This window comes from Massilia sp. TS11 (genome assembly GCF_022012445.1).
GTDB lineage: Bacteria > Pseudomonadota > Gammaproteobacteria > Burkholderiales > Burkholderiaceae_D > Telluria.
In genome coordinates this window covers 173,585-195,761 of sequence record NZ_JAKLTS010000001.1, presented here as the reverse complement: position 1 = coordinate 195,761, position 22,177 = coordinate 173,585, and the positions used below count along the sequence as shown (strand labels likewise).

At 65.3% G+C, this 22,177-nt stretch carries 24 protein-coding genes; 18 read left to right on the top strand and 6 right to left on the bottom strand.

Annotated elements, in window-relative coordinates; all coding sequences use genetic code 11:
- Positions 1-5: 5 nt before the first annotated feature.
- Positions 6-845 (top strand): nitrate ABC transporter permease, encoded by an 840-nt coding sequence (gene ntrB / locus LZ005_RS00895; protein ID WP_237803601.1) that lies wholly within the window; start codon positions 6-8, stop codon positions 843-845.
- A gap of 1 nt (position 846) precedes the next feature.
- On the top strand, positions 847-1,647 hold the full coding sequence (locus tag LZ005_RS00890; RefSeq protein ID WP_237803600.1) for an ABC transporter ATP-binding protein: 801 nt from the start codon (positions 847-849) through the stop codon (positions 1,645-1,647).
- A gap of 13 nt (positions 1,648-1,660) precedes the next feature.
- Here LZ005_RS00890 and hemW read toward each other — a convergent pair whose 3' ends face one another.
- Genes hemW through LZ005_RS00865 form a run of 5 tightly spaced genes read right to left on the bottom strand, consistent with a single transcriptional unit; the run spans position 1,661 to position 6,114 of the window.
- Complete coding sequence (hemW, locus tag LZ005_RS00885; protein ID WP_237803599.1) at positions 1,661-2,869, bottom strand: radical SAM family heme chaperone HemW; 1,209 nt, start codon at positions 2,867-2,869, stop codon at positions 1,661-1,663.
- A complete protein-coding gene (rdgB, locus tag LZ005_RS00880) occupies positions 2,866-3,450 on the bottom strand; it encodes an RdgB/HAM1 family non-canonical purine NTP pyrophosphatase (protein WP_237803598.1) in 585 nt (194 codons plus the stop codon). The genes hemW and rdgB overlap by 4 nt, the downstream gene beginning before the upstream one ends.
- A gap of 46 nt (positions 3,451-3,496) precedes the next feature.
- Positions 3,497-4,225: a ribonuclease PH gene (rph, locus tag LZ005_RS00875; protein ID WP_237803597.1), complete on the bottom strand. Its 729-nt coding sequence runs from the start codon at positions 4,223-4,225 to the stop codon at positions 3,497-3,499.
- On the bottom strand, positions 4,222-5,172 hold the full coding sequence (locus tag LZ005_RS00870) for a PP2C family serine/threonine-protein phosphatase (protein ID WP_237803596.1): 951 nt from the start codon (positions 5,170-5,172) through the stop codon (positions 4,222-4,224). The genes rph and LZ005_RS00870 overlap by 4 nt, the downstream gene beginning before the upstream one ends.
- Entirely contained in the window at positions 5,173-6,114 is a 942-nt protein-coding gene (locus LZ005_RS00865; protein ID WP_237803595.1) for a serine/threonine-protein kinase, read from the bottom strand.
- Between the two features lie 91 nt (positions 6,115-6,205).
- On the opposite strand from LZ005_RS00865, the gene LZ005_RS00860 reads away from it, so the two are divergent.
- The 7 genes from LZ005_RS00860 to LZ005_RS00830 all read left to right on the top strand — a co-directional run bounded on the left by LZ005_RS00860 (position 6,206) and on the right by LZ005_RS00830 (position 11,643).
- Entirely contained in the window at positions 6,206-7,093 is an 888-nt protein-coding gene (locus LZ005_RS00860) for a YicC/YloC family endoribonuclease (protein ID WP_237803594.1), read from the top strand.
- Between the two features lie 11 nt (positions 7,094-7,104).
- Positions 7,105-7,743 (top strand): guanylate kinase, encoded by a 639-nt coding sequence (gmk, locus tag LZ005_RS00855; protein ID WP_237803593.1) that lies wholly within the window; start codon positions 7,105-7,107, stop codon positions 7,741-7,743.
- 20 nt (positions 7,744-7,763) lie between these two features.
- Positions 7,764-7,967: a DNA-directed RNA polymerase subunit omega gene (gene rpoZ / locus LZ005_RS00850; RefSeq protein WP_005665923.1), complete on the top strand. Its 204-nt coding sequence runs from the start codon at positions 7,764-7,766 to the stop codon at positions 7,965-7,967.
- Between the two features lie 125 nt (positions 7,968-8,092).
- Positions 8,093-8,560, top strand: coding sequence for a DUF1643 domain-containing protein (locus LZ005_RS00845; protein WP_237803592.1), 468 nt, complete (start codon positions 8,093-8,095; stop codon positions 8,558-8,560).
- A gap of 60 nt (positions 8,561-8,620) precedes the next feature.
- Entirely contained in the window at positions 8,621-9,100 is a 480-nt protein-coding gene (locus LZ005_RS00840) for a hypothetical protein (protein ID WP_237803591.1), read from the top strand.
- Positions 9,101-9,161: 61 nt separating this feature from the next.
- Positions 9,162-11,384, top strand: a complete 2,223-nt coding sequence (locus LZ005_RS00835) for a bifunctional (p)ppGpp synthetase/guanosine-3',5'-bis(diphosphate) 3'-pyrophosphohydrolase (protein WP_373889286.1) — start codon at positions 9,162-9,164, stop codon at positions 11,382-11,384.
- A gap of 10 nt (positions 11,385-11,394) precedes the next feature.
- Positions 11,395-11,643: a hypothetical protein gene (locus LZ005_RS00830; RefSeq protein ID WP_237803590.1), complete on the top strand. Its 249-nt coding sequence runs from the start codon at positions 11,395-11,397 to the stop codon at positions 11,641-11,643.
- Between the two features lie 6 nt (positions 11,644-11,649).
- Here LZ005_RS00830 and greB read toward each other — a convergent pair whose 3' ends face one another.
- Positions 11,650-12,213, bottom strand: a complete 564-nt coding sequence (gene greB / locus LZ005_RS00825; RefSeq protein WP_237803589.1) for a transcription elongation factor GreB — start codon at positions 12,211-12,213, stop codon at positions 11,650-11,652.
- 21 nt (positions 12,214-12,234) lie between these two features.
- Between greB and LZ005_RS00820 the strand changes: the two genes are divergently transcribed.
- From LZ005_RS00820 to LZ005_RS00780, 9 genes are all read left to right on the top strand, one after another.
- Positions 12,235-12,837 (top strand): hypothetical protein, encoded by a 603-nt coding sequence (locus LZ005_RS00820; RefSeq protein ID WP_237803587.1) that lies wholly within the window; start codon positions 12,235-12,237, stop codon positions 12,835-12,837.
- Positions 12,834-13,946 carry a sensor histidine kinase gene (locus tag LZ005_RS00815; protein ID WP_237803585.1) on the top strand — a complete coding sequence of 371 codons (1,113 nt, stop codon included), beginning with the start codon at positions 12,834-12,836 and terminating at the stop codon, positions 13,944-13,946. Before LZ005_RS00820 ends, LZ005_RS00815 begins: the two co-directional genes overlap by 4 nt.
- Entirely contained in the window at positions 13,939-14,586 is a 648-nt protein-coding gene (locus tag LZ005_RS00810) for a response regulator transcription factor (RefSeq protein ID WP_237803577.1), read from the top strand. Before LZ005_RS00815 ends, LZ005_RS00810 begins: the two co-directional genes overlap by 8 nt.
- A gap of 62 nt (positions 14,587-14,648) precedes the next feature.
- Positions 14,649-16,235 carry a GGDEF domain-containing protein gene (locus LZ005_RS00805; RefSeq protein WP_237803568.1) on the top strand — a complete coding sequence of 529 codons (1,587 nt, stop codon included), beginning with the start codon at positions 14,649-14,651 and terminating at the stop codon, positions 16,233-16,235.
- Positions 16,236-16,558: 323 nt separating this feature from the next.
- Positions 16,559-18,046, top strand: coding sequence for a flagellin (locus LZ005_RS00800; protein WP_237803483.1), 1,488 nt, complete (start codon positions 16,559-16,561; stop codon positions 18,044-18,046).
- Between the two features lie 90 nt (positions 18,047-18,136).
- Positions 18,137-18,508 carry a flagellar protein FlaG gene (locus LZ005_RS00795; RefSeq protein ID WP_237803481.1) on the top strand — a complete coding sequence of 124 codons (372 nt, stop codon included), beginning with the start codon at positions 18,137-18,139 and terminating at the stop codon, positions 18,506-18,508.
- A 177-nt stretch (positions 18,509-18,685) separates the two neighbouring features.
- On the top strand, positions 18,686-21,349 hold the full coding sequence (gene fliD / locus LZ005_RS00790) for a flagellar filament capping protein FliD (RefSeq protein ID WP_237803479.1): 2,664 nt from the start codon (positions 18,686-18,688) through the stop codon (positions 21,347-21,349).
- A 15-nt stretch (positions 21,350-21,364) separates the two neighbouring features.
- A complete protein-coding gene (fliS, locus tag LZ005_RS00785) occupies positions 21,365-21,844 on the top strand; it encodes a flagellar export chaperone FliS (RefSeq protein WP_237803477.1) in 480 nt (159 codons plus the stop codon).
- 6 nt (positions 21,845-21,850) lie between these two features.
- Complete coding sequence (locus LZ005_RS00780; RefSeq protein WP_237803475.1) at positions 21,851-22,177, top strand: flagellar protein FliT; 327 nt, start codon at positions 21,851-21,853, stop codon at positions 22,175-22,177.

Sequence of the window (22,177 nt, the reverse complement as noted above, 5' to 3'; positions counted from 1 at the left end):
CGAGCATGAGCGCTGTTCTCGACACCCTGCCCGCGGCGCGCGCGCCGTTCGCCTGGCGCCTGCGCGCGGCCAGCCTGGGACGCGCGCTGCTGCGCCTCGTCCCGCCCCTGCTTGGCCTGGCCCTGCTGGTGCTGGTCTGGCAGATCATCGCAGAGAAGAACCCGAGCTTCCCCACGCCGGCCGCCACCTGGAACGAAGCGCTGCGCCTGCTCGCCGATCCGTTCTACCGCAAAGGCCCGAACGACCAGGGCATCGGCTGGAACGTGCTGGCTTCGCTCAAGCGGGTCGGCATCGGCTTCGGCCTGGCCGCCGTGGTGGGCATCCCGCTCGGCTTTCTGGTCGGGCGCGTGCCCTTTGTCGGCGCCATGCTGCGCCCCATCGTCAGCCTGCTGAAACCAGTGTCGCCGCTGGCCTGGCTGCCGATTGGCCTGCTGGTGTTCAAGGCCGCCGATCCGGCCGCGATCTGGTCGATCTTCATCTGCTCGATCTGGCCGATGATCATCAACACCGCCGTCGGCGTCGAGCGCGTGCCGCAGGACTATCTGAATGTGGCGCGCGTGCTCCAGCTGTCGGAGTGGAAGGTGCTGACCAAGATTCTGTTCCCGGCCGTGCTGCCGTATGTGCTGACCGGCGTACGCCTGTCGATCGGGACCGCCTGGCTGGTGATCGTCGCGGCCGAGATGCTGACCGGCGGCGTGGGCATCGGCTTCTGGGTCTGGGACGAGTGGAACAACCTGAACGTGGCCCACATTCTGATCGCCATCGGCGTGATTGGCCTGGTCGGCCTGGTGCTCGAGCAGGTCCTGGTCACGCTGGCGCGCGCCTTTACCTATCAGGAGGACTGAGATGCAGAAGTTCATCGAGATCCAGCATGCGGACATGGTCTTCCACACGCGCGCCGGCCGCTTTCACGCGCTGGCCGACATCAACCTCACCGTGGCCCAGGGCGAGTTCATCACCCTGATCGGCCATTCAGGCTGCGGCAAGTCGACGCTGCTCAATCTGATCGCGGGGCTGAGCACGGCCACGAGCGGCGCCCTGATCTGCGCCGGGCGCGAGATCGCCGGCCCTTCGCCGGAACGCGCCGTGGTGTTTCAAAACCACTCGCTGCTGCCCTGGCTGACCTGCTTCGAAAACGTCTACCTGGCCGTGGAAAAGGTGTTCGGGCCGAAGGAGAACAGCCGGCGCCTGCGCGAGCGCACCGAGGCCGCGCTGGCCATGGTCGGCCTGGCCCATGCCAGCACCAAGCGGCCGCACGAAATCTCGGGCGGGATGAAGCAGCGCGTCGGCATCGCCCGCGCGCTGTCGATGGAACCCAAGGTGCTGCTGATGGACGAACCCTTCGGCGCGCTCGACGCGCTGACCCGCGCCCACCTGCAGGATGAACTGATGCGCATCGTCGCGCGCACCGGCTCGACCGTGGTGATGGTGACCCACGACGTGGACGAAGCGGTGCTGCTGTCGGACCGCATCGTGATGATGTCCAACGGCCCCGCCGCCAGCATCGGCGAAGTGCTGACCGTGCGCCTGCCCAAGCCGCGCGAGCGCGTGGCCCTGGCCCACGACCCGCTCTACATCGAGTACCGCACCCACGTGCTGGAATTCCTCTACCACCGCCAGCAAAGGCCGCAGGAGAAGGCCGCGTGAGGCGGCGCGCCGCTTACAGGAACATCTGCTGCAGGTCGTTGAGGAAGCGCTGACCGAGCACGGTCGGGCGAATCAGCTTGTGGTCGCGGTACAGCAGGCCCTTGGCTTCGGCGGCGTCGAGGGTCTTTTCGATGGCGGTGATGGCCAGGCCGGTGCGTTCGCCGAACAGGTTCGGATCGAAGCCCTCCTGCAGACGCAGGGCGTTGAGCATGAACTCGAAAGGCAGTTCGTCGCGCGCGATCTCGGCTTCCTCGTGCACGGCACGTCCGGCCTGGGCCGCCTGCATGAAGGAAGCCGGCTGTTTCGCGCGCGTCTGGCGCACGATCCGGTGCGGGAAGGACAGCTTCGAGTGTGCGCCCGCGCCGATGCCGAGATAATCGCCGAACTGCCAGTAATTGAGATTGTGGCGCGCCTGGTGGCCGGGCCGCGCATAGGCCGACACCTCGTAATGCTGGTAGCCGGCGGCCGCCGTCTCGCTGGCGATCAGGTCCTGCATGTCGGCGCTGGCGTCTTCGTCCGGCAGCTGCGGCGGATACTTGGCGAAGACGGTGTTCGGCTCCATCGTCAGGTGGTACAGCGACAGATGCGGCGGCGCGAAGGACATCGCCGTCTCCAGATCGCGCCGGCACTCGCCCAGGGTCTGCTGCGGCAGCGCGTACATCAGATCGAGATTGAAGTTGTCGAAATTGGCCTGGGCGATCTCGATGGCGCGGCGCGCCTCGTCGCCGTCATGGATGCGGCCGAGCGCCTTCAGGTGATCGGTGTTGAAGCTCTGGATGCCGATCGACAGGCGGTTGATGCCGCTGGCGCGAAAGCGCTTGAACTTCTCGGCCTCGAAGGTGCCGGGATTGGCCTCCATCGTGACCTCGGCGTTCAGATCGAGCGGCAGCAGCGTGCGGATGTCGGACATCAGCTGGTCCAGGCCATCGGCCGACAACAGGCTCGGGGTGCCGCCGCCAATGAACACGCTGTACACCTTGCGCCCCCAGATCAGAGGCAGCGACTGTTCGAGGTCCAGGCGCAGGGCCTGCAGGTACTCCTGCTCGGGGAAGCTGCCGCGCACCTCGTGCGAATTGAAGTCGCAGTAGGGGCATTTGCGCACGCACCAGGGGAAGTGCACGTACAGCGACAGCGGCGGCAGCGCCGTCAGGTTGAGGGCGCCGGGATCGAGGTAGCGCAGGGCCACGCCGGCGCTGCTGCCGACCGGAGTAATCGGGATCATTTGAGTTTATCGACCAGGGCGCGCAGGGCCTGGCCGCGGTGCGACAGTGCGTTCTTCTGGGCCGCTTCGAGTTCGGCCACGGTTTTGCCGAGCGCGGCGATCCAGAAATGCGGATCGTAGCCGAACCCGCCCTCCCCGCGCGCCTCGCTCGTGATCTCGCCCTGCCAGCGGCCGTCGGCGATGATCGGCTGCGGGTCGTCGGCATGGCGCACGAACACCAGCACGCAGTAGTAGTAGGCCGACTTGTCGGCGTGCGCGGCCAGATCGGCCAGCAGCTTGGCGTTGTTGCGCGCGTCCGACTTCGGCTCGCCCGCGTAGCGCGCCGAGTACACTCCGGGCGCGCCGCCCAGGGCATTGACGCAGACGCCGGAATCATCGGCCAGCGCCGGCAGGCCGGTCAGGCGCGCGGCGTGGCGCGCCTTGGCCAGGGCGTTTTCGACAAAGGTGGCAAACGGCTCTTCGGCCTCGGGCACGTTGAATTCGCCCTGGGCGTGCAGCTCGAAACCGAGCGGCGCCAGGATCTGGCCGAATTCACGCAGCTTGCCGGCGTTGTTCGATGCGAGCACGAGTTTCTGAGTCATGGGCGGTCCGTGAAAGCGAAACCCGTATTGTAGCCGCCCGCGTGGCTTACATGCCGAGCGCCTGCTTCTGCAGCGCGTGCAGTTCGCGGATGCCGGTTTCGGCCAGATCGATCAGGCGGTTCAGGCGCGCGCGGTCGAAGGCCTCGCCCTCGGCAGTGCCCTGCAGCTCGATGAAGTGGCCGCTGTCGGTCATCACCACGTTCATGTCGGTGTCGCAGCCGGAGTCCTCGATGTAGTCGAGATCCAGCACCGGCTCGCCCTGATACACGCCCACCGAGATCGCAGCCACGAAGTGCTTGAGCGGCACGGCCGCAATCAGGCCCTTGGACACCAGCACCGAGAACGCGTCATGGGCCGCCACCATGGCGCCGGTGATCGAGGCGGTGCGGGTGCCGCCGTCGGCCTGGATGACGTCGCAGTCCAGGTGCAGGGTGCGCTCGCCGAAGGCCTTCAGGTCGAAGGCGGCGCGCAGCGAACGGCCGATCAGGCGCTGGATCTCCTGGGTGCGGCCGCTCTGCTTGCCCTTGGCGGCCTCGCGGTCCATGCGCGAATGGGTCGAGCGCGGCAGCATGCCGTATTCGGCCGTCAGCCAGCCTTCGCCGCGGCCCTTGAGAAAGCTTGGTACTTTTTCTTCGATGCTGGCGGTGCAGATCACTTTGGTGTCGCCGCATTCGATCAGCACCGAACCCTCGGCGTGCTTGGTGTACTGGCGCGTGATGCGCACCGTGCGCAGCTGGTCGACGCGGCGGCCGCTCGGGCGCGGGATGGAAGTCATGTCTTTCCTTTCAAAACCTGGTTGGATTTGTCGATGGCGCCGCGGATCTCCGCGATCGCCCTTTCAATTTCGTCTTCGTCGAAGGCGTCGGCGTCGGCGGCCGGCGCGGTGTCCATCTGGTCGCTGACGCTGTCCTCGGCCATCATGCGGGTCGAGACCAGGGTCTCCATGTGGGCCGTGGCCGTGATCTCGCTGTGCGCCTCGGCGCCGCCGCCCTGCCAGACGATGGCCAGCGCGGTGGTGTTGTCGGCGCTCGTCCCGGCCTTGGCGGTGGCCACGCGGATCATATCCGGCACGGCGCGCGCGATCGTGTCGTTTGCCAGGCGCGCGGCGATGTCGCGGTCATCGAGCTGCGACCACAGGCCGTCCGAGCAGACCATCAGCACGTCGCCCGGCTGCAGGCTCGCGGGGCGGCTGATCTCGATCTGCGGCGGGGTCGAAGCGCCCAGGCAGTTGTACAGTTTATTGCGGTCCGGGTGGGTGTGGCGCTCGGCCGGTGCGGCCTCGCCGCGCGCGATCAGCAATTCGATATGCGAGTGGTCGCGCGTGCGCGCCAGCAGCTGCCCCTGGCGCACCCAGTACAGGCGCGAGTCGCCGCAGTGGGCCCAGATGGCGGTGTTATGCTGGATCAGGCAGGCCACGATGGTGGTGCGCGGCGTGTCCGGCAGCTGGTGGGCGGCGCGGTAGCGGTGGATCTCGAGATGGGTCGCGAGCAGGGCCTCTTCCAGAAAGCGCTCGGGCAGCTTCACATAGGGCTTGGCCGCCTTCTGAAACAGGGTCGACAGGGTCTGCATGGCCAGCATGGCGGCCACCTCGCCGCGCGCATGCCCGCCCATGCCGTCGGCCAGCACCAGCAGCAGGGCCTCGCGCGAGTAGCTGTAGCCCATGCGGTCCTGATTGAGCTTGCGCGCGCCGAGCGCGGACTCCTGATAGACGGAGAACTGCATCTACTTCCCCTTGAACAGACCGAACAGCTTTTGCACGACGCCCTGGGGCGGCGCTTCGGGCGGCGCGGCGGCCAGCTCCTTCTGAAACTGGAACAGGCTGTGCGGACGCGCCAGCGGATCGAGTTCGAGCGTCCAGCGCACCAGCTGAATCAGCTGCGGCGAATACTGGCCGTTGAGTTTATCGAACAGGGCCGGCATCTGGTCCTGCTGGCGGCGCTGGTCGGCCGGCTGCGGCGGCTTGCCCGTCATGCAGCAATACATCGCGGCGCCGATGCTGTAGATATCGCACCACGGACCGAGCTGGGCCGCCTTGTTGTACAGCTCGGGCGGCGCGAAGCCGGGCGTGTACATCGGCGCCAGCTTGGGCAGCTCGCTATTGAAGGTCTGGCGCGCGGCGCCGAAGTCGAGCAGGATCGGCGTGCCGTCCGAGCGCAGGTAAATATTGGCCGGCTTCAGGTCGAGGTGCAGCAGCTTGTTCGCGTGCACCTCACGCATGCCGGCGCAGACCTGCATGAAGATCTGGCGGATGAAGCTCTCGCTCGGCCGGCTGCCCTTGGCCGCCAGGCGCGCGATATGCTCCTGCAGCGAGTGGCCGGACTCGTAGCCCATGACCATATAGACGGTCTCGTTGGCGCGAAAGAAGTTCAGCACGCGCACCACGTTCGGGTGCACGATCAGGGCCAGCGCGCGCCCTTCCTCGAAAAAGCATTTGAGACCGAGGCGGAAAATCGGCAGATTGGCCTTGGAAATGGCCGGCGCCAGCTCGCCCGGCTGGCGCAGCGCCAGCGCCGACGGCAGGTACTCCTTGATCGCCACTGCATTGCCATCCGCGTCGTAGGCCAGGTAAACAATACTGAACCCACCGGACGCAATTTTCTTTACAATGCGGTATCCGGCAATCTCCAGCCCATCGGGCAAAGGAGCGTTGTTTTGCGCTGCCATAGAACTCCTTGCTGAACACGGCGATTGTGTGGATAAATCAGACCTTTGTAAAGAAAAGAGAAAAACGGGGCCACCTTTGAGCATTTCCAGCATGACCGGCTATGCTGTCGCCAGCAGCGAAAGCGAGGCCGGTACCCTCACCATCGAAATCAAGAGCGTCAATTCGCGCTTTCTGGATCTGCAATTCAGGATCAATGACGACCTGAGGTCCCTCGAACCCGACTTACGCACCGCCATCATGGGCGCGATCACGCGCGGCAAGGTGGAAGTGCGCCTGTCCTTCGGCCGCAAGGCGGCCAGCGCTTCGCAGCAGCTCAACACCAGCCTGCTGGCCGACCTGACCCGCATGCAAAACGAAGTGCTGCAGCACTTCCCCGGCGCCAGCGCGATGAGCGTGGCCGAACTGCTGCGCTGGCCCGGCGTCATCGAAGAAGCCCAGATCGGCCAGGAATCGCTGCAGGCCGAGGTGGCGGCCCTGACGGCCAAGACCATCGCCGCCTTCGTCGACAGCCGCAAGCGCGAAGGCGCGGCCCTCGAAGCCATGCTGCTGGCGCGCATCGACACGATGGAAGCCATCGTCAAGCGCATCACGCCCGTCATTCCGCAGGTGATCGCCCAGTTCCAGCAAAAGGCCGTGGAGCGCATGCAGGACGCGCTCGGCCTGGCCGGACACGGTAATGGCGCCAGTCTGACGCGCCAGGAAGTGCTCGAGCGCATCCGCCAGGAAGTGACCTTGTACGGCATCCGCATCGACGTCGCCGAGGAACTGAGCCGCCTGTCCGCGCATCTGACGGAGACGCGCCACATCCTGAAGAAAGGCGGCCAGGTCGGCAAACGCCTCGACTTCATGATGCAGGAGCTCAACCGCGAAGCCAATACGCTCGGCGCCAAAGCCTCGGTCAAGGAACTGGCCGACGCCTCGATGGAGCTGAAGCTGCTGATCGAGCAGATGCGCGAGCAAGTGCAAAACCTGGAATAAGCGAGTCAAGCATGAGTCATTCCCACGCCTTTTCGGGCAGCCTGTTCATTGTTGCCGCGCCCTCGGGGGCCGGTAAATCGACCCTGGTCAATGCCCTGCTGGCCCAGGAGCCGGCCATCAAACTGTCGATCTCGACGACCACGCGCCCGCCGCGTCCGGGCGAGCAGCACGGGCGCGAATACTTCTTCACGACGGCCGAGGACTTCGTCAAACGCGCCGAGGCCGGCGAGTTTCTCGAATGGGCCGAAGTGCATGGAAATTACTACGGCACCTCGCGCCTGACGGTGGAATCGGAAATGGCCAAGGGCACCGACATCCTGCTCGAGATCGACTGGCAGGGTGCGCGCCAGGTGAAAAAGCTGTTCCCGAGCGCGGCCGGCATCTTCATTCTGCCGCCCTCGATCGCCGCGCTGGAAGAGCGCCTGAAGAAGCGCGGCCAGGACGAGCCGCACGTGATCACGCGCCGGCTGCTGGCCGCGGGCGGCGAAATCGCGCACGCCACCGAGTTCGAGTATGTTATTATCAACGAAAAATTCGATATCGCCCTCGCTGAACTGAGTGCGATCGTCCGTGCGACACGCAACCGCTTTGCCCAGCAGGCCGCTCGCAATGCCGAGCTTTTTGCCCAGCTGGGCATTCATGCGTCCTAACTGTTTTAACTGGAGTCCGTATGGCCCGCATCACCATTGAAGATTGCCTGAAGAACGTCCCCAACCGCTTCCAGCTGACCCTGGCCGCCACCTACCGTGCGCGCCAGCTGCTGCAGGGCCACACCCCGAAAGTCGAAGCCAAGGACAAGCCGACCGTTGTCGCCCTGCGCGAAATCGCCGCCGGCAAAGTCGGCCTCGAAATGCTCAAGAAAGTGCCGATGTAATTTCGGCAATTTCGCAGCAAAAACCGGGGCCCGCCCCGGTTTTTTTTCGTCCCGGATAAATGGGGTCTGACCCCGATTTTTCCGCGGAGATAAATGGGGTCTGACCCCGATTTTGTTGGCCAGATATGAAAACCTCGGCTGTCCTGTCGCGCTGCGGCACTTACCGCTATGCGCTGCGCCGGGTCTGGGATCCCGCTCGGCCGCTGGTGCTGTTCGTCTGCCTGAATCCGTCCACCGCCGATGCCTGCAACGAGGACCAGACTTCGCGCGTCTGCATCAATTACGCCAAGCGCTGGGGCTTCGGCGGCTTGCTCATCGCGAACCTGTTTGCCTTCCGCTCGACCGACCCGGCCGGCCTGCGCAGCGCCGCCGATCCTGTCGGGCCGCGTAATAATTACTGGATCCGCCGCCTCCAGCGCGAAGCGGCCCTGACCGTCTGCGCCTGGAGCGATCTCGGCGCCTTGCGCGGCCGCGATGCCGAGGTCTTGCCCTGGCTCCAAGCGCCCCATTGCCTCGAACGCCTGCGCTCGGGCCGGCCCGGCCATCCTCTCTATAAAAAGGCCGATTTGTTGCCTCAGCCTTTATTTATTTGAAATTTTTACTTTTGCCATGCATACTTCGTGGCAACTATTTCCTTTTATGGTCTACGCCTGATGTCGACTGCCTGGGATCTGTGGCAGGCGGGCCAGCTTGATGCGGCCCGCGCTGCCTATGCTGCGGAACTGGCCTGCGCCGGTCCCGATCACTGGGCGCGCGCCCATAAACTGGGCGAGTGCGCGGTGCTGCTCAATCAGCTGGGGCAGCATGACCAGGCGCGCGTGTGTCTGGAGGAGGCGCTGGCGGTCGAACTCGAACGCGCCGAGGGGGCCGAAACCGAGGGCGTGCGCACGGCGCGCTACTGCCTGGCCGAACAGATGCTCAAGCTCGACAAGCCGGCCGTGGCCCTGGGCCTGGTGCAGCCGGCCCTGGCCTGTGTGCCGGAAGACTGTCTGCTGCGTGCCATTCTGGCGCGTGCCCAGCAGGCCCTGGGCTGGCTGGAGGCGGCCCGCGCCAGCGCGGCCGTGGCCCTGCGCGACGCGCGCAATCCGCGGCAGCGCGAGGTGTTGCGCGGCCAGCTGGCCGGTCTGGCCTGAACCGGCGGCGCCGGCCGCAGGAATTGCCACGGCGCCCGCATGCTTCTGGTATCCTTCAACTATGAATCTGACCAGTAGCGAAACTTCACAATCGGCGCCGCCGCGTGCCGTGCGGGGTGCGCCCGAGGCGCCGCCCGCCGCTGCGCTCGGGGTGGCCTCGGTCACGGCGCTGACGGAAAAGCTGCAGGCCTATATGAATGCGGCCGAGCTGAAAAAGGTGAAGGACGCCTACCGCTTCTCGGACGAGATGCACCTGGGCCAGATGCGCAAGTCGGGCGAGCCGTATATCTCGCACCCGATCGCCGTGGCCGAAATCTGCGCCGACTGGAAGCTCGACGTCCAGGCCATCCAGGCTGCCCTGCTGCACGATGTGATGGAGGACCAGGGCGTCAAGAAGGATGAGCTGATCGAGCGCTTCGGCCCGCAGGTGGCGGCCCTGGTCGATGGCCTGTCCAAACTCGAGAAGATCGAATTCCAGAGCCAGATCGAGGCCCAGGCCGAGAACTTCCGCAAGATGCTGCTGGCCATGGCCAGCGATGTGCGCGTCATCCTGATCAAGCTGGCCGACCGCCTGCACAATATGCGCACGCTCGAGCACATGAGCGCGGCCAAGAAGGCGCGCATCGCTACCGAGACGATGGAAGTGTATGTGCCGATCGCCCACCGCCTCGGCCTGAACAGCATCTACCGCGAACTGCAGGACCTGTGCTTCTCGCACCTGCACCCGATGCGCTACCGTACGCTGCAGAAGGCGGTCAAGGCGGCGCGCGGCAACCGGCGTGAAGTGGTCAACAAGATTCTGGAAGCGGTCAAGGCCCAGCTGGCGGCGGCGAATATCCGGGCCGAGGTGTATGGGCGCGAAAAGACGCTGTTTGGCATCTACAAGAAGATGCGCCTCAAGCAGCTGTCGTTTTCCCAGGTGCTGGATGTGTTCGGGGTGCGCGTGGTTGTCGATTCGTTCGCCGACTGTTATCTGGCGCTCGGCTATCTGCACCAGCTGTACAAGCCGGTGCCGGGCAAGTTCAAGGACTACATCGCGATCCGCAAGGTCAATGGCTACCAGTCGCTGCACACGGCGCTGGCGGGCCCGTATGGCACGCCGGTCGAATTCCAGATCCGCACCCAGGAAATGCATCGCACGGCCGAGTCGGGCGTGGCCGCCCACTGGCTCTATAAGACGGGCGACCAGAACCTGTCGGACCTGCAGCAGCGCACCCATCTCTGGCTGCAGTCCCTGCTCGACATCCAGCAGCAGACCGGCGACTCGGCCGAGTTCCTCGAGCATGTGAAGGTCGACCTGTTCCCCGACTCGGTGTATGTGTTCACGCCCAAGTCGAAGATCATTCCGCTGCCGCGCGGGGCCACGGCCCTGGACTTCGCCTACGCGATCCACACCGGCATCGGCGACCACACGGTCGGCATCCGCATCAACCATGAACCGGCCGAGCTGCGCACTGAACTGCGCAACGGCGACATCGTCGAGATCCAGACCGATGTGGGCTCGCGCCCGGACCCGACCTGGCTGAGCTTTGTACGCACCGGTAAGGCGCGCTCGGCCATCCGCCACCACCTGCGCACGGTCAACCTGACCGAGTCGATGGAGCTCGGCCACGACCTGCTGCAGCAGGCGCTGACGGCCCTGAACGTCAATCCGGACCTGTCCGAAGTGACCATCGAGAAGCTGCTCAAGGAGTCGAGCGCCAAGTCGATGGAAGAGATTTACGCCGACATCGGCGTCGGCAAGCGCATGGCGCCGATCGTGGCGCGCCACATCGTCGGCCTAATGGACGCGCCGCCGGCCCTGAGCCCGGCCGAGGGCCCGAGCGAACCGAAGGCCGTCACCATCTACGGGCGCGAAGGGGTGTCGGTGCAGCTGGCGCCGTGCTGCATGCCGATCCCGGGCGACCATGTGCGTGGCCAGCTGCGGCGCGACCAGGGCCTGCTGGTGCACACGGTCGATTGCGCCGTGGCCAAGCGCCAGCGTGCCAAGGAGCCGCCCGAACGCTGGATTCCGGTGGTCTGGGCCGAGGACATCAACCGCCGCTTCGACTGCCGCATCCGCCTGCTGACCCAGAACGAAAAGGGCACGCTGGCGCGCGTGGCGGCCGAAATCGGCGAGAACGATGCGAATATCTCGTATGTGGGCATGGACGAGGACAAGGAGCACACGATGAAGTCGCTGCGCTTCACGATCCAGGTCAAGGACCGGGTCCATCTGGCCCAGCTGATCCGCGCCCTGCGCCGCGTGGCCGGCGTCAACCGTGTCGAACGTGAACGCACCTGAGGAGGACCGCATGCCCAACCATTCCGGATTTATCCAGACTGTGTTCCTGTCGGGCGTGTTTCTGATCGCCCTGCCCCTGCTGCACCACCTGTACGTGGTGCACGCCGTCAGCCACATGGTCGAGGCCATGCACACGCCCAACTTCAGCGTCGACATGCCGCCCGCGCCGACCGAGTTCTACATCGTCAGCGCGGCCACCGGCGCCCTGCTGCTCGTGATCAGCCTGGTGCTGCACCTGCGCGCCGCCCAGGCCGACTAAGCCGGCTCAGTCCTGCGGGGCCGGGTAGGACACCGCGAGAATCTCCAGCGTATCGACCCCGAGCGGGGTGTGCAGGGTGATCTGCTCGCCTTCGCGCGCCTTGGTCAGCGCGCGCGCCACCGGCGAGACCCAGCTGATCTTGCCTTTCAGCGGATCGAGCTCGTCGATGCCGACGATGGTCACCGTGTGTTCTTCGCCCGCCTGATTGCAGTAGGTAACGGTGGCGCCGAAGAAGATCTGGTCGTTGCCGTGGTGGGCCGAGGGGTCGACCACGAAGGCCGAGTCGAGCCGCTTGGTCAGGAAGCGGATGCGGCGGTCGATCTCGCGCAGGCGCCGCTTGCCATAGATGTAGTCGCCGTTCTCCGAGCGGTCGCCATTCGAGGCGGCCCAGTGCACGACCTTGACGACTTCGGGCCGCTCGACGTCGATCAGCTGCAGCAGCTCGTCCTTGATGCGCTGGTAGCCCTGCGGCGTGATGTAGTTCTTGGCGCCGGCCGGGATCGCCGCGGCCAGGGCCGCGCCCTCCTCGTCCTCGTCGCCGTCGCTCTCTTTTACGAATGCCTTGTTCATGTATGGTATTGTAACCGCCGTATGAAACGCGAGCGTCCCCTGCGCGTGCGCCTGCTGGCGCCGCTGGTCTATCTGGCTGCCCTCCTGCTCATGCTGGAGGACTGGCTGTGGGACCTTGGCGCGGCCTTCCTCGGCTGGCTGGCCGGCTGGCCGCCGCTGCGCGCCTTCGAGCGCTTTCTGGCCGGCCTGCCGCCGTGGGCCGCCCTGGTCTGTTTTCTGGCGCCGGGCCTGGCGCTGTTCCCCATCAAATTGCTGGCCCTGTGGGCGATGACCCAGGGCCATGCCCTGCTCGGCCTGAGCGTGATCATCGTGGCCAAGGTGGTCGGCGCGGCCGCCGTCGCGCGCCTGTATCTGCTGACCAAGCCGGCCCTGCTCTCGCTGGCCTGGTTCCGCCGCTGGCACGATGCCTTCATGGCCCTGAAGGAACGCTGGATCGGGCGCCTGCGCGCCACCCGCGCGATGCGCGAGCTGCATGCGCTGCGCCTGCAGCTGCGCCAGGCCGTGCGCGCCGCCGTCGACCGCCTGCTGCGCCGTGTGGGGCGGCGCCGCTCGCGCCTGGGGCGCGGCCTGCGCCGCTTCGTCAGCCAATGGCGCGCCCGCCGGCGCGCCCAGCATTCCGCATGAGCCGCCTGCGCAACGCCGAACTGGCCGCCGCCCTACAGCAGGCGCAGGCGCGCCTGGATGCGATCGTGCGCAATACGCCGGGCCTCGTGTATCAGTTCCGCTTATATCGCGACGGTAGTATCGCTTTTCCTTATGTCTCGGACGCCTGCGAGGCCCTGCTCGGCCTGACCCAGTATGAGATGCAGCGCCAGCCGGCCCTGTTCCTCGAACTGATCCTGCCCGAGGACCGCGCCTCCTACCTGCAGTCGATGGAAATCTCGGCCGCCAACAAGACCACCTGGAACTGGGAAGGGCGGATCTGGATCGAATCCTGGCAGGACGTCAAGTGGATCAATCTGCGCGCCACCCCGCATGCGCTGATCCAGCCGCACTGGACGATCCAGTGGGAAGGGATCATGACCAATATCACGGCCAGCAAGATCGCCGCCGAGCAGGCGCGCCAGTCGCGCGCCCGCCTGGCCGAGCTGACCGCCCACATCGAGCAGGCCAAGGAAGAGGAACGCACGCGCATCGCGCGCGAGATCCACGACGACCTCGGCGGCAACCTGACAGCCATCAAGATGGCGCTGGCGATGCTGGCCGACCGCCTGCCGCCCGAGCTGCCCGCCCTGCGCGACAAGGCCGACTATGTCGAGTCCCTGGTCGACCGCACGATCGACGCCATCCACCGCATCACCCATGACCTGCGCCCCTCGGTGCTCGACCTGGGCCTGGTGGCGGCGCTCGAATGGCAGTGCCGCGAATTCGAGAAGCAGGTCGGCATCCCGTGCACGCTGAGCACCAGCGACAAGGAGCTCGATCTGCCGCCCGAGCAGGCGACGGCGCTATTCCGCATCTTCCAGGAGGCGCTGACGAATATCGCCAAGCATGCGCGCGCCAGCCGGGTCGAGGTGCGCCTGCTGCGCCAGCGCCAGCAGCTGTCGCTCGATATCGCCGACGACGGGCGCGGCATCGCGCCGGCCGACCGCCTCAAGCCGCACAGCTTCGGCCTGCGCGGCATGGCCGAACGCGCCAAGGCCCTGGGCGGCAAGATGTCCTTGGCGACGGGGGCCGCTGGCGGTACGATAGTGGGGATCAAGCTGAAACTGAGCCAACGCCAACATGACTGAGAAATCCACCATCCGGGTCTTCATTGCGGATGACCATGCCATCGTGCGCGAAGGCCTGAAACAGATCCTGGCGGAATCGCCCGACATCGTCGTCGGCGGCGAGGCCGAGACGGGATCGGATGCGATGAAGCTGTTCCGCAAGTCGAAATGCACGGTGCTGCTGCTCGACATCGCCCTGCCCGACCGCAGCGGCATCGATGTGCTCAAACATATCCGCAAAGACCATCCCGACGCGGCCGTGCTGATGCTGTCGATGTACCGCGAGGACCAGTATGCGATCCGCGCGCTGAAAGCCGGCGCGGCCGGCTATCTGAACAAGCAGAGCGCGCCGCGCGAACTCGTGAATGCGATCCGCCAAGTTGCCTCCGGGCAAAAGTATGTGAGCGCGGCCCTGGCCCAGGAACTGGCCAGCACGGTCGGCGAAGACCATGTCCAGGCCCCGCACGAGCAGCTGTCGGACCGCGAGTTCCAGACCTTGACGATGATTGCCTCGGGCAAGACGGTGTCCGACATCGCGCGCGAGCTGTCGCTGTCGGTGAAGACCATCAGCGAATACCGCGCCCGTCTTCTTTCCAAGATGAAACTAAAGAACAGCGCCGAGCTGACCCACTACGCGATCAAGAATCAACTGGTGGAATAAACGGCAAGCACGCGGTATAGTCTGCGGATTAATATTGAACAGGTTAGAAGGACCCAAGGATCATGGCGAATCACCCGCCCGGCCCCATCGATAAAAATCCTGCCGACATCGCGCGCGAGGCCTTCCGCCGTCTGGCCACGCGCCGCATCGCGCCGACCCCCGAAGCCTACCGCGACATCTACAATGAGATCGCCGGCATCGTCGGCGCCGCGCCGCTGGCCGAGGCGGCGGCCGATCCCGGTCCCGAAAACGTGCTGGCCAGCATGGCCAGCCAGCTGAGCCTGAAAACCGGCGACCTGGCCGAGTTCGGCCGCCGCTTCAACCGCGCGCTCAAGGCGCGCGACTGGAACACCTATTCGACCAGCCTGTCCCAGCTGATCGAAAAACACGTGGTCGCCAGCAAGACGGCGCTGACGCCGATCGAAGTGGCCGCCCCGGCCGAGCAGAGCGAGGCGCGCCAGCTGCGCGAACTGCTCTCGCGCACGCTGACGATGGCGGTCGCGGCCCTGCTGTCGGGCGCGCCCGAGCTGGCGCGCGAGGCCGAGGAACTGGGCGCCGCCGTCAAAACGGCCGAGGGCGAGGCCGCCCTCGAGGGCATCGGCGGGCGCCTCAAGCAGCTGTGCTACCAGATCGAACTGAAGAGCGGCGACCTGGCCGAACAGCAGGAACTGCTGATGCGCCTGTTCAAGCTGCTGCTCGAAAACGTCAGCAATCTGCTCGACGACGACAGCTGGCTGCGCGGCCAGATCGAGGTGGTCCAGAACGCCATCACCCTGCCGCTCGACCACCGCATGCTGGAAGACGCCACGCGCAGCCTCAAGGAAGTGATCTACAAGCAGTCGCAGCTCAAGCACAGCCTGAGCGACGTGAAGCTCACCGTCAAGAACATGATGATGACCTTCATCGACCGGCTCGGCCAGATGGCCACCACGACCGGCGACTACCACGAGAAGATCGGCGGCTATTCGAGCAAGATCAGCCAGGCGCGCGACATCACCGAACTCAACCAGATCCTCGACGATGTGCTGCGCGAGACCCGCGTGGTCCAGGCCGAAGCCCTGAAGTCGAAGGAAAAGATGGTCGAGGCGCGCCACGAGGTCGAGGAGGCCGAGGCGCGCGTCCAGCAGCTCGAGGCCAAGCTCCAGCACCTGTCCGAGCTGGTGCGCGAGGACCAGCTGACCGGCTCGCTGAACCGGCGCGGCCTGGACGATGTGTTCGAACGCGAGATCGCGCGCGCCGACCGGCGCGGCACGCCCCTGTGCATCGCCATGCTCGACCTCGACAATTTCAAGAAGCTCAATGACACCTATGGCCACATGGCCGGCGACAATGCCCTGCGCCACCTGGTCAAGATCGTCAAGGACACGGTGCGCTCGATGGACGCGATCGCCCGCTTCGGCGGCGAGGAGTTCCTGATCCTGCTGCCGGAGACGACGGCCGAGGCGGCCGCGGCGACGATGACGCGCGTGCAGCGCGAGCTGACGCGCCACTTCTTCATGCACGACAATGAGAAGCTGGTCATCACCTTCTCCTGCGGGGTGGCCCTGCGCCGCCCGAACGAGGACCAGGCCTCGCTGGTCCAGCGCGCCGACCAGGCCATGTACAAGGCCAAGACCACGGGCAAGAACCGGGTCGTCGTGGCCGACTGAGCGTCCCACGCGGCGGGCCGCCCGGCCCGCCCTTCAGTTTTTCCCTGCCAATCCGTTAATTTCCTGAGCCCCTGCAGGCCCGGAAAACGTGAAAAAAATTTTGTTTTTGGGCCTAAAGTTTGCCAAGGAAGCGCCGATTAGCGGAGCCCGCCACAGCGACTTTAGGCCGAAAAATCAAATATTTAAGCCAAATTCTTCCTAAATTTTTCTCACCGGCCTCCGTAACCTGCAACAACGGCGGTTTGATCGTCCCAGAGCAACGGGGCGGACCAAAGTGAACTGGACGCGCTGTCCAACTCGGAATACCAAGTCTGGAGAAAAAAATGGCTGCAAATATCAACACCAACATTGCCTCGCTGAATTCGCAACGTAATCTGAACGTGTCTCAGAACTCGCTCGCGACTTCGCTGCAACGTCTGTCGTCCGGCCTGCGCATCAACAGCGCGAAAGACGACGCGGCAGGTCTGGCAATTTCTGAACGCTTCACCTCGCAGATCCGCGGTTTGAACCAAGCTGTGCGCAACGCCAATGACGGTATCTCGCTGGCGCAAACCGCTGAAGGCGGCCTGGCTACGGCTGGCGACCTGCTGCAGCGCGTTCGTGAACTGGCTGTGCAGTCGGCAAACGGTTCGAACTCCGCTTCCGACCGTCAATCGCTCCAGGGTGAAACTCTGCAACTGACCCAGGAACTGAACCGCGTGGCCAATACCACCCAGTTCAACGGCCAAAACGTGCTCGACGGCACCCTGAACAATGCCCAGTTCCAGGTCGGCGCCAACTCGAACCAAACCATCTCGGTCGGTATTGCCTCGGCCAAGGCCAGCGACATCGGTAACAACACGGTCAACTCGCAGATCACCGCCTCCGGTATCTCGACCGCCGTGGCCGCCACTGCCCTGACCGACAACAACGGCAACACCTCGACCGGTCTGACCATCGCCGGTAACGGCGCCACCAGCACCGTCAGCTACACGGCTGGCTCCTCGGCCAAGGCGATCGCCACCGCCGTCAACGGTGTGACCGCGACCACCGGCGTGACCGCCACCGCGACCACCAAGCTGACCCTGAACAATGCCACCAGCAACACCGGCACCTTCACCTTCAAACTGGTGGGCGCCAACTCGGCTTCCTCGCCGGTGACGATCTCGGCCACCGTGTCGACCGCCACCGACCTGTCGGCCGTGGCCCAGGCGATCAACGGCCAATCCGGTACCACCGGCGTGACCGCGACCTCGGACAAAGCCGGTAACCTGGTGCTGAGCTCGGCTTCGGGCGACGACATCAAACTGCTCGACACCGGCGCTGGTGCGAATAACTCGCTGGTCGGCTTCACCGCCCAGGGTTACGACACCACCACCGCTGCCGTGACCATCGCCGCCAACGGCGGTGTCGCAGTCGGCGGCAAGCTGAGCTTCTCGTCCTCGAGCGGCTTCACCGTGTCGGATTCGGCTGCCAACACCTCGATCGTGGCCGCTTCGACCGGTTCCAGCCTGCAGGCCGTGTCGGCCATCGACATCTCGACGGTGGACGGCGCCAATGCCGCCATCGCCACGGTCGATGCCGCCCTGACCTCGATCAGCAACAACCGCGCAGCTCTGGGTGCAATCCAGAACCGCTTCGCTTCGACCATCAGCAACCTGCAATCGACCTCGGAAAACCTGTCTGCCGCACGTAGCCGCATCCAGGACACCGACTTCGCTTCGGAAACGGCCAACCTGACCCGCGGCCAGATCCTGCAGCAAGCTGGTACCGCCATCCTGGCGCAGGCGAACTCGCTGCCGAACAACGTGCTGACCCTGCTGCGCGGCTAATCGCGGGCAAGGCGCCGGGGAAACCGGCGGTTGAAAAACCGGTTCCCCGGCTGACAAGATCAGCCGGGGATTTTTCACAAAGGAAGTATCATGAGCATCCAATCGATCAGCGCCGCACCCGCCCGGGTGGCCGATCGCAGCTTCGGTGGTGGCGATGTGCCGGTTCAGGCACCTGCGCGCGCCCCGGCCGCCGCGACCGATACCGCCACGGCCGTCGAAAAGTCGGCCGCTGCCCCGTCGGTGGAGCAGGTCAAGCAAGCCGTGTCGAACATCAACAAATCGCTGCAGACCCTGTCCCAGGACCTCGAGTTTTCGGTCGATGCCGACAGCAACCGCACGATTGTGAAAGTGGTCGACCAGAAAACCAAGGAAGTGATCCGCCAGATTCCTTCCCAGGAAGCGCTGGAGATCGCCAAAGCCCTGGATTCTGTGCAAGGTCTCTTGATCAAACAAACCGCCTGAACCCCGCGCTGCGCGCGGGCTGTTGTCCTGACCGACGAAGCACCCGGCTTCGGCGGCTTTTGTCGTTTGTGCGCCACAGCCAGCCCAGCCGTAAAACTGGGCCGGAAATCCCCTTCTCAAGTCCCCTTTGAAATTTCCGTTAATGCCATATGATGGAATTTTCGCAGGGAGAAAAAAGTGGGCATTTCAACGCCGGGGATTGGTTCCGGACTGGACGTCAATAGCATCGTGGCCAAGCTGATGCAGGTGGAATCGCAGCCCCTGACTCAGCTGGACAAGAAGGCGACCGACATCCAGGCCAAGCTGTCCGCCTACGGCACCCTGAAGGGCGCCCTCTCAAGTTTCCAATCTGCCATGCAGAACCTGGCCAGCCCGGCGGCTTTCCAGAGCGTGGCAGCGACCTCGAGCAATACCGACACCCTGAGCGGCACGGCCACCACCCAGGCCGTGGCCGGCAATTACGCGATCAATGTCACCCAGCTGGCCCAGGCCCAGACCCTGGCCTCGCGCGGGGTCGTCTCGACCTCGGCCGCGATCGGGGTCGGCACCAGCACGGTGGTCTCCTTCCAGCTCGGCAGCATCAGCGGCGGCGTGTTCGGCCAGGCCGGCACCACCCTGGCCAATAGCGTGGCCAGCAGCGGCATCGCCACCGGCGCCCTGAGCATCAATGGCACCACGATCGACACCTCGGCCGCGACCAAGAGCGCACGCCTGCTGGCCGACGCCATCAATGCCAAGAGCGTCAGCAGCGGCGTCACGGCCAAGGTCCAGGCGGCCACCAGCGGGGCCACCCTGTTCAGCGGCTTCGGCGACATCGACACCAGCGGCGGCGGCAGCTACAGCCTGAGCGTGGGCGGCGTGCAGCTGGCCAGCCAGGCCGGCGGCGTGGCGGCCGGGGCCGGCATCACGGCGGCCTCGCTCGACGCCATTTTGGCCGGCAGCAATGCCACCACCCAGGCCCTGACCGACGCCGGCATCAGCTTCAGCGGCAGCGCCGCCGCCGGCACCCTGCAGTTCACGGCGGCCGACGGCAGCAATATCACACTCAGCGAAAGCGTCAGCGGCAGCGTCAATGGCGGTATCGGCACCGACTCGGCCAGCGCCAACACGGGCAGCAGCCGCCTGTTCATGGGCGCCGTCACCCTGGCCTCGGCCACCGCCACCCCGATCACGATCGGCGGCGGTAACCCGGCCCTGGCCGGCTTTACGGCCGGCACGGCGGGCAGCTATATCGGCGCCAGCTATGCCCAGGACGGCAGCCAGATTTCGGGCTCGATCACGATCGACTCCAGTAATAACAACCTGGCCGGCATCCGCGACGCCATCAACAAGGCCAATATCGGCATCACGGCCACGATTATTTCGGATGGCAGCGCCACCCCCAACCACCTGGTGCTGACCTCGAACAAGACCGGCGCGAACGCCGCCATCCGGATCAGCGTCAGCGGGTCGGGCGGCAATCCGGCCGACCCCGCCATCGAGAGCCTGCTCGCCTACGATCCGGGCGGCGCCCAGAATCTGACCCAGAACACGGCCGCGCAAAGCACGGCCCTGACCGTCAACGGGATTCCGGTCACCAGCAGCAGCACCAGTGTCAACGGCGCCATCCAGGGCGTGACCCTGAACGTCAGCAAGACCGGCAGCGCCAACCTGAACGTGGCGGTCGACACCAAGAGCATCACCTCGAACGTCGGCAACTTCGTCAAGGCCTATAACGACCTCAATGCCCAGATCAAGAACCTGACCGGGTATGACGCCGACACCAAGAAAGGTGGCGTGCTGCTCGGCGATTCGACCGTACAGAGCGTGCAGTCCTCGGTGCGGCGCGCGCTGACGACGGCGATCACGGGCGGCGCCGGCAATCTGAGCAATCTGTCCCAGGTCGGCGTCAGTTTCCAGAAGGACGGTTCGCTGACCCTCGATACGGGCAAGCTCAACACCGCCATCAGCAAGAATTTCAAGGACATTGCCAGCCTGTTCGCGGCCATCGGCAGCGCCACGGACAGCCTCGTCAATTACACGAGCTCGAGCGCGGCGACCAAGCCCGGCAGCTATGCGATCAATGTCAGCCACCTGGCCACGGCGGCCTCGATCACCAGCGAGAACCCGCTGGCGGCCAGCACCACGATTGCGGCCGACACGGTCTGGAACGTCACGCTGAATGACAGCACGCCCTCGGTGGCCAGCAATACGGCCCAGGTGACGATCCCGCAAGGCACCTACACGGCCAGCCAGCTGGCCACCCTGCTGCAGTCGGCCATCAATGGCGCCAGCAATTTCTCGGGCAGCGGCACCACGGTCACGGCCACGATCGACAGCAGCGGCAAGCTGGTGCTGGCCACCAGCAAGTTCGGCTCGGTGACCAATCTGGCCCTGTCGGGCGTCAGCGGCAGTGCCGTGTCCGATCTGTTCGGAAGCGCCACCCCGGTGGCCGGCACCGACGTGGCCGGCACGATCGACGGCGCCGCCGTCACCGGCTCGGGCCAGTTCCTGACCGGCGCGGCCGGCAGCGGGGCCGAGGGCCTGAAGATCGAGATCACCGGCGGCAGCACGGGCGACCGCGGCTTCATCAATTTTTCGCAAGGGTATGCGCACCAGATCGGCAGTCTGCTGGATGGCTTCCTGAGCACCGATGGTTTCATTAATAGCAAGACCGATGGCCTGAACAAGAGCATCAAGGACATCAATAAACAAAAGGACAGTTTCAACGATAAGTTGGCGGACATCGAAAAGCGCTATCGTGCCCAGTACACGGCTCTCGACACCTCGATTGCCAGTCTGAACAAGACAGCGAGCTTCTTGACGCAACAGTTCGCCGCACTGTCCAAATCCAGTGGTTAAACAGGAGAACCCATAATGTTTGGATCCAAGCACAGTGGTGTGCAAGCCTACGCCAAGGTCGGCATCGAGACCGGGGTCACGGCCGCCAGCCCGCACAAGCTGATCGTCATGCTCTACGACGGCGCCCTGGTCTCGGTCGGATCGGCGATCCGTCACATGCAGGCCGGGAGTATTCCGGAAAAAGGGGCCGCGATTTCGAAGGCCATCATGATCATCGACAGCGGCCTGCGCGCCAGCCTCGATAAAAAAGTCGGCGGCGATATCGCCCAGGGCCTCGATGCGCTCTATGAATACATGGGCGCACGCCTGCTGCACGCCAATCTGAAAAACGATCTGGCGGCCCTCGAGGAAGTGCAGCGTCTGCTTTCCGAGCTGCGCGACGCCTGGAATGCGATCGGCGACAGTCCGGCCGCACGTCAGGCCGAGCAGCGTACCCAGAGCAAACCGGCGGCCGACCTGGCGCCGGCCCGTCCGACCACCTATGCGAGCGCCTGAAGCATGATGATGACGAGTCAAGAAGTCCTGGCCACCTACGAGGCGATGGCCGTGTTGACGCGCCAGATGGTGGCTGCCGCCAGCGACAACGACTGGGACCAGCTGGTGCAGCTCGAGCAGCGCTGCGCCGCCCATGTCGATCAGCTGCGCGCGCATGAACCGGCGCAGGCCCTGGCCGGGGACGAGCGCGAGCGCAAGCTGGAGGCGATCCGCCAGATGCTCGAGGATGACCGCAAGATCCGCGATTTGACCATGCCCTGGATGGCGCGCCTGTCGGCCCTGATCGGCCACAGCGGCACCCAGCGCCGCCTCGCCCAGGCCTACCGGGCCTAG

Coding starts and splice junctions, on each gene's coding strand:
- greB (WP_237803589.1), bottom strand. CDS start 12,213: ATGAACAAGGCATTCGTAAAAGAGAGCGACGGCGACGAGGACGAGGAG.
- LZ005_RS00780 (WP_237803475.1), top strand. CDS start 21,851: ATGATGACGAGTCAAGAAGTCCTGGCCACCTACGAGGCGATGGCCGTG.
- LZ005_RS00820 (WP_237803587.1), top strand. CDS start 12,235: ATGAAACGCGAGCGTCCCCTGCGCGTGCGCCTGCTGGCGCCGCTGGTC.
- rph (WP_237803597.1), bottom strand. CDS start 4,225: ATGACTTCCATCCCGCGCCCGAGCGGCCGCCGCGTCGACCAGCTGCGC.
- LZ005_RS00815 (WP_237803585.1), top strand. CDS start 12,834: ATGAGCCGCCTGCGCAACGCCGAACTGGCCGCCGCCCTACAGCAGGCG.
- LZ005_RS00795 (WP_237803481.1), top strand. CDS start 18,137: ATGAGCATCCAATCGATCAGCGCCGCACCCGCCCGGGTGGCCGATCGC.
- LZ005_RS00870 (WP_237803596.1), bottom strand. CDS start 5,172: ATGCAGTTCTCCGTCTATCAGGAGTCCGCGCTCGGCGCGCGCAAGCTC.
- LZ005_RS00830 (WP_237803590.1), top strand. CDS start 11,395: ATGCCCAACCATTCCGGATTTATCCAGACTGTGTTCCTGTCGGGCGTG.
- gmk (WP_237803593.1), top strand. CDS start 7,105: ATGAGTCATTCCCACGCCTTTTCGGGCAGCCTGTTCATTGTTGCCGCG.
- LZ005_RS00865 (WP_237803595.1), bottom strand. CDS start 6,114: ATGGCAGCGCAAAACAACGCTCCTTTGCCCGATGGGCTGGAGATTGCC.
- LZ005_RS00890 (WP_237803600.1), top strand. CDS start 847: ATGCAGAAGTTCATCGAGATCCAGCATGCGGACATGGTCTTCCACACG.
- LZ005_RS00860 (WP_237803594.1), top strand. CDS start 6,206: ATGACCGGCTATGCTGTCGCCAGCAGCGAAAGCGAGGCCGGTACCCTC.
- ntrB (WP_237803601.1), top strand. CDS start 6: ATGAGCGCTGTTCTCGACACCCTGCCCGCGGCGCGCGCGCCGTTCGCC.
- LZ005_RS00845 (WP_237803592.1), top strand. CDS start 8,093: ATGAAAACCTCGGCTGTCCTGTCGCGCTGCGGCACTTACCGCTATGCG.
- LZ005_RS00810 (WP_237803577.1), top strand. CDS start 13,939: ATGACTGAGAAATCCACCATCCGGGTCTTCATTGCGGATGACCATGCC.
- fliS (WP_237803477.1), top strand. CDS start 21,365: ATGTTTGGATCCAAGCACAGTGGTGTGCAAGCCTACGCCAAGGTCGGC.
- hemW (WP_237803599.1), bottom strand. CDS start 2,869: ATGATCCCGATTACTCCGGTCGGCAGCAGCGCCGGCGTGGCCCTGCGC.
- rpoZ (WP_005665923.1), top strand. CDS start 7,764: ATGGCCCGCATCACCATTGAAGATTGCCTGAAGAACGTCCCCAACCGC.
- LZ005_RS00800 (WP_237803483.1), top strand. CDS start 16,559: ATGGCTGCAAATATCAACACCAACATTGCCTCGCTGAATTCGCAACGT.
- LZ005_RS00835 (WP_373889286.1), top strand. CDS start 9,162: ATGAATCTGACCAGTAGCGAAACTTCACAATCGGCGCCGCCGCGTGCC.
- rdgB (WP_237803598.1), bottom strand. CDS start 3,450: ATGACTCAGAAACTCGTGCTCGCATCGAACAACGCCGGCAAGCTGCGT.
- LZ005_RS00840 (WP_237803591.1), top strand. CDS start 8,621: ATGTCGACTGCCTGGGATCTGTGGCAGGCGGGCCAGCTTGATGCGGCC.
- LZ005_RS00805 (WP_237803568.1), top strand. CDS start 14,649: ATGGCGAATCACCCGCCCGGCCCCATCGATAAAAATCCTGCCGACATC.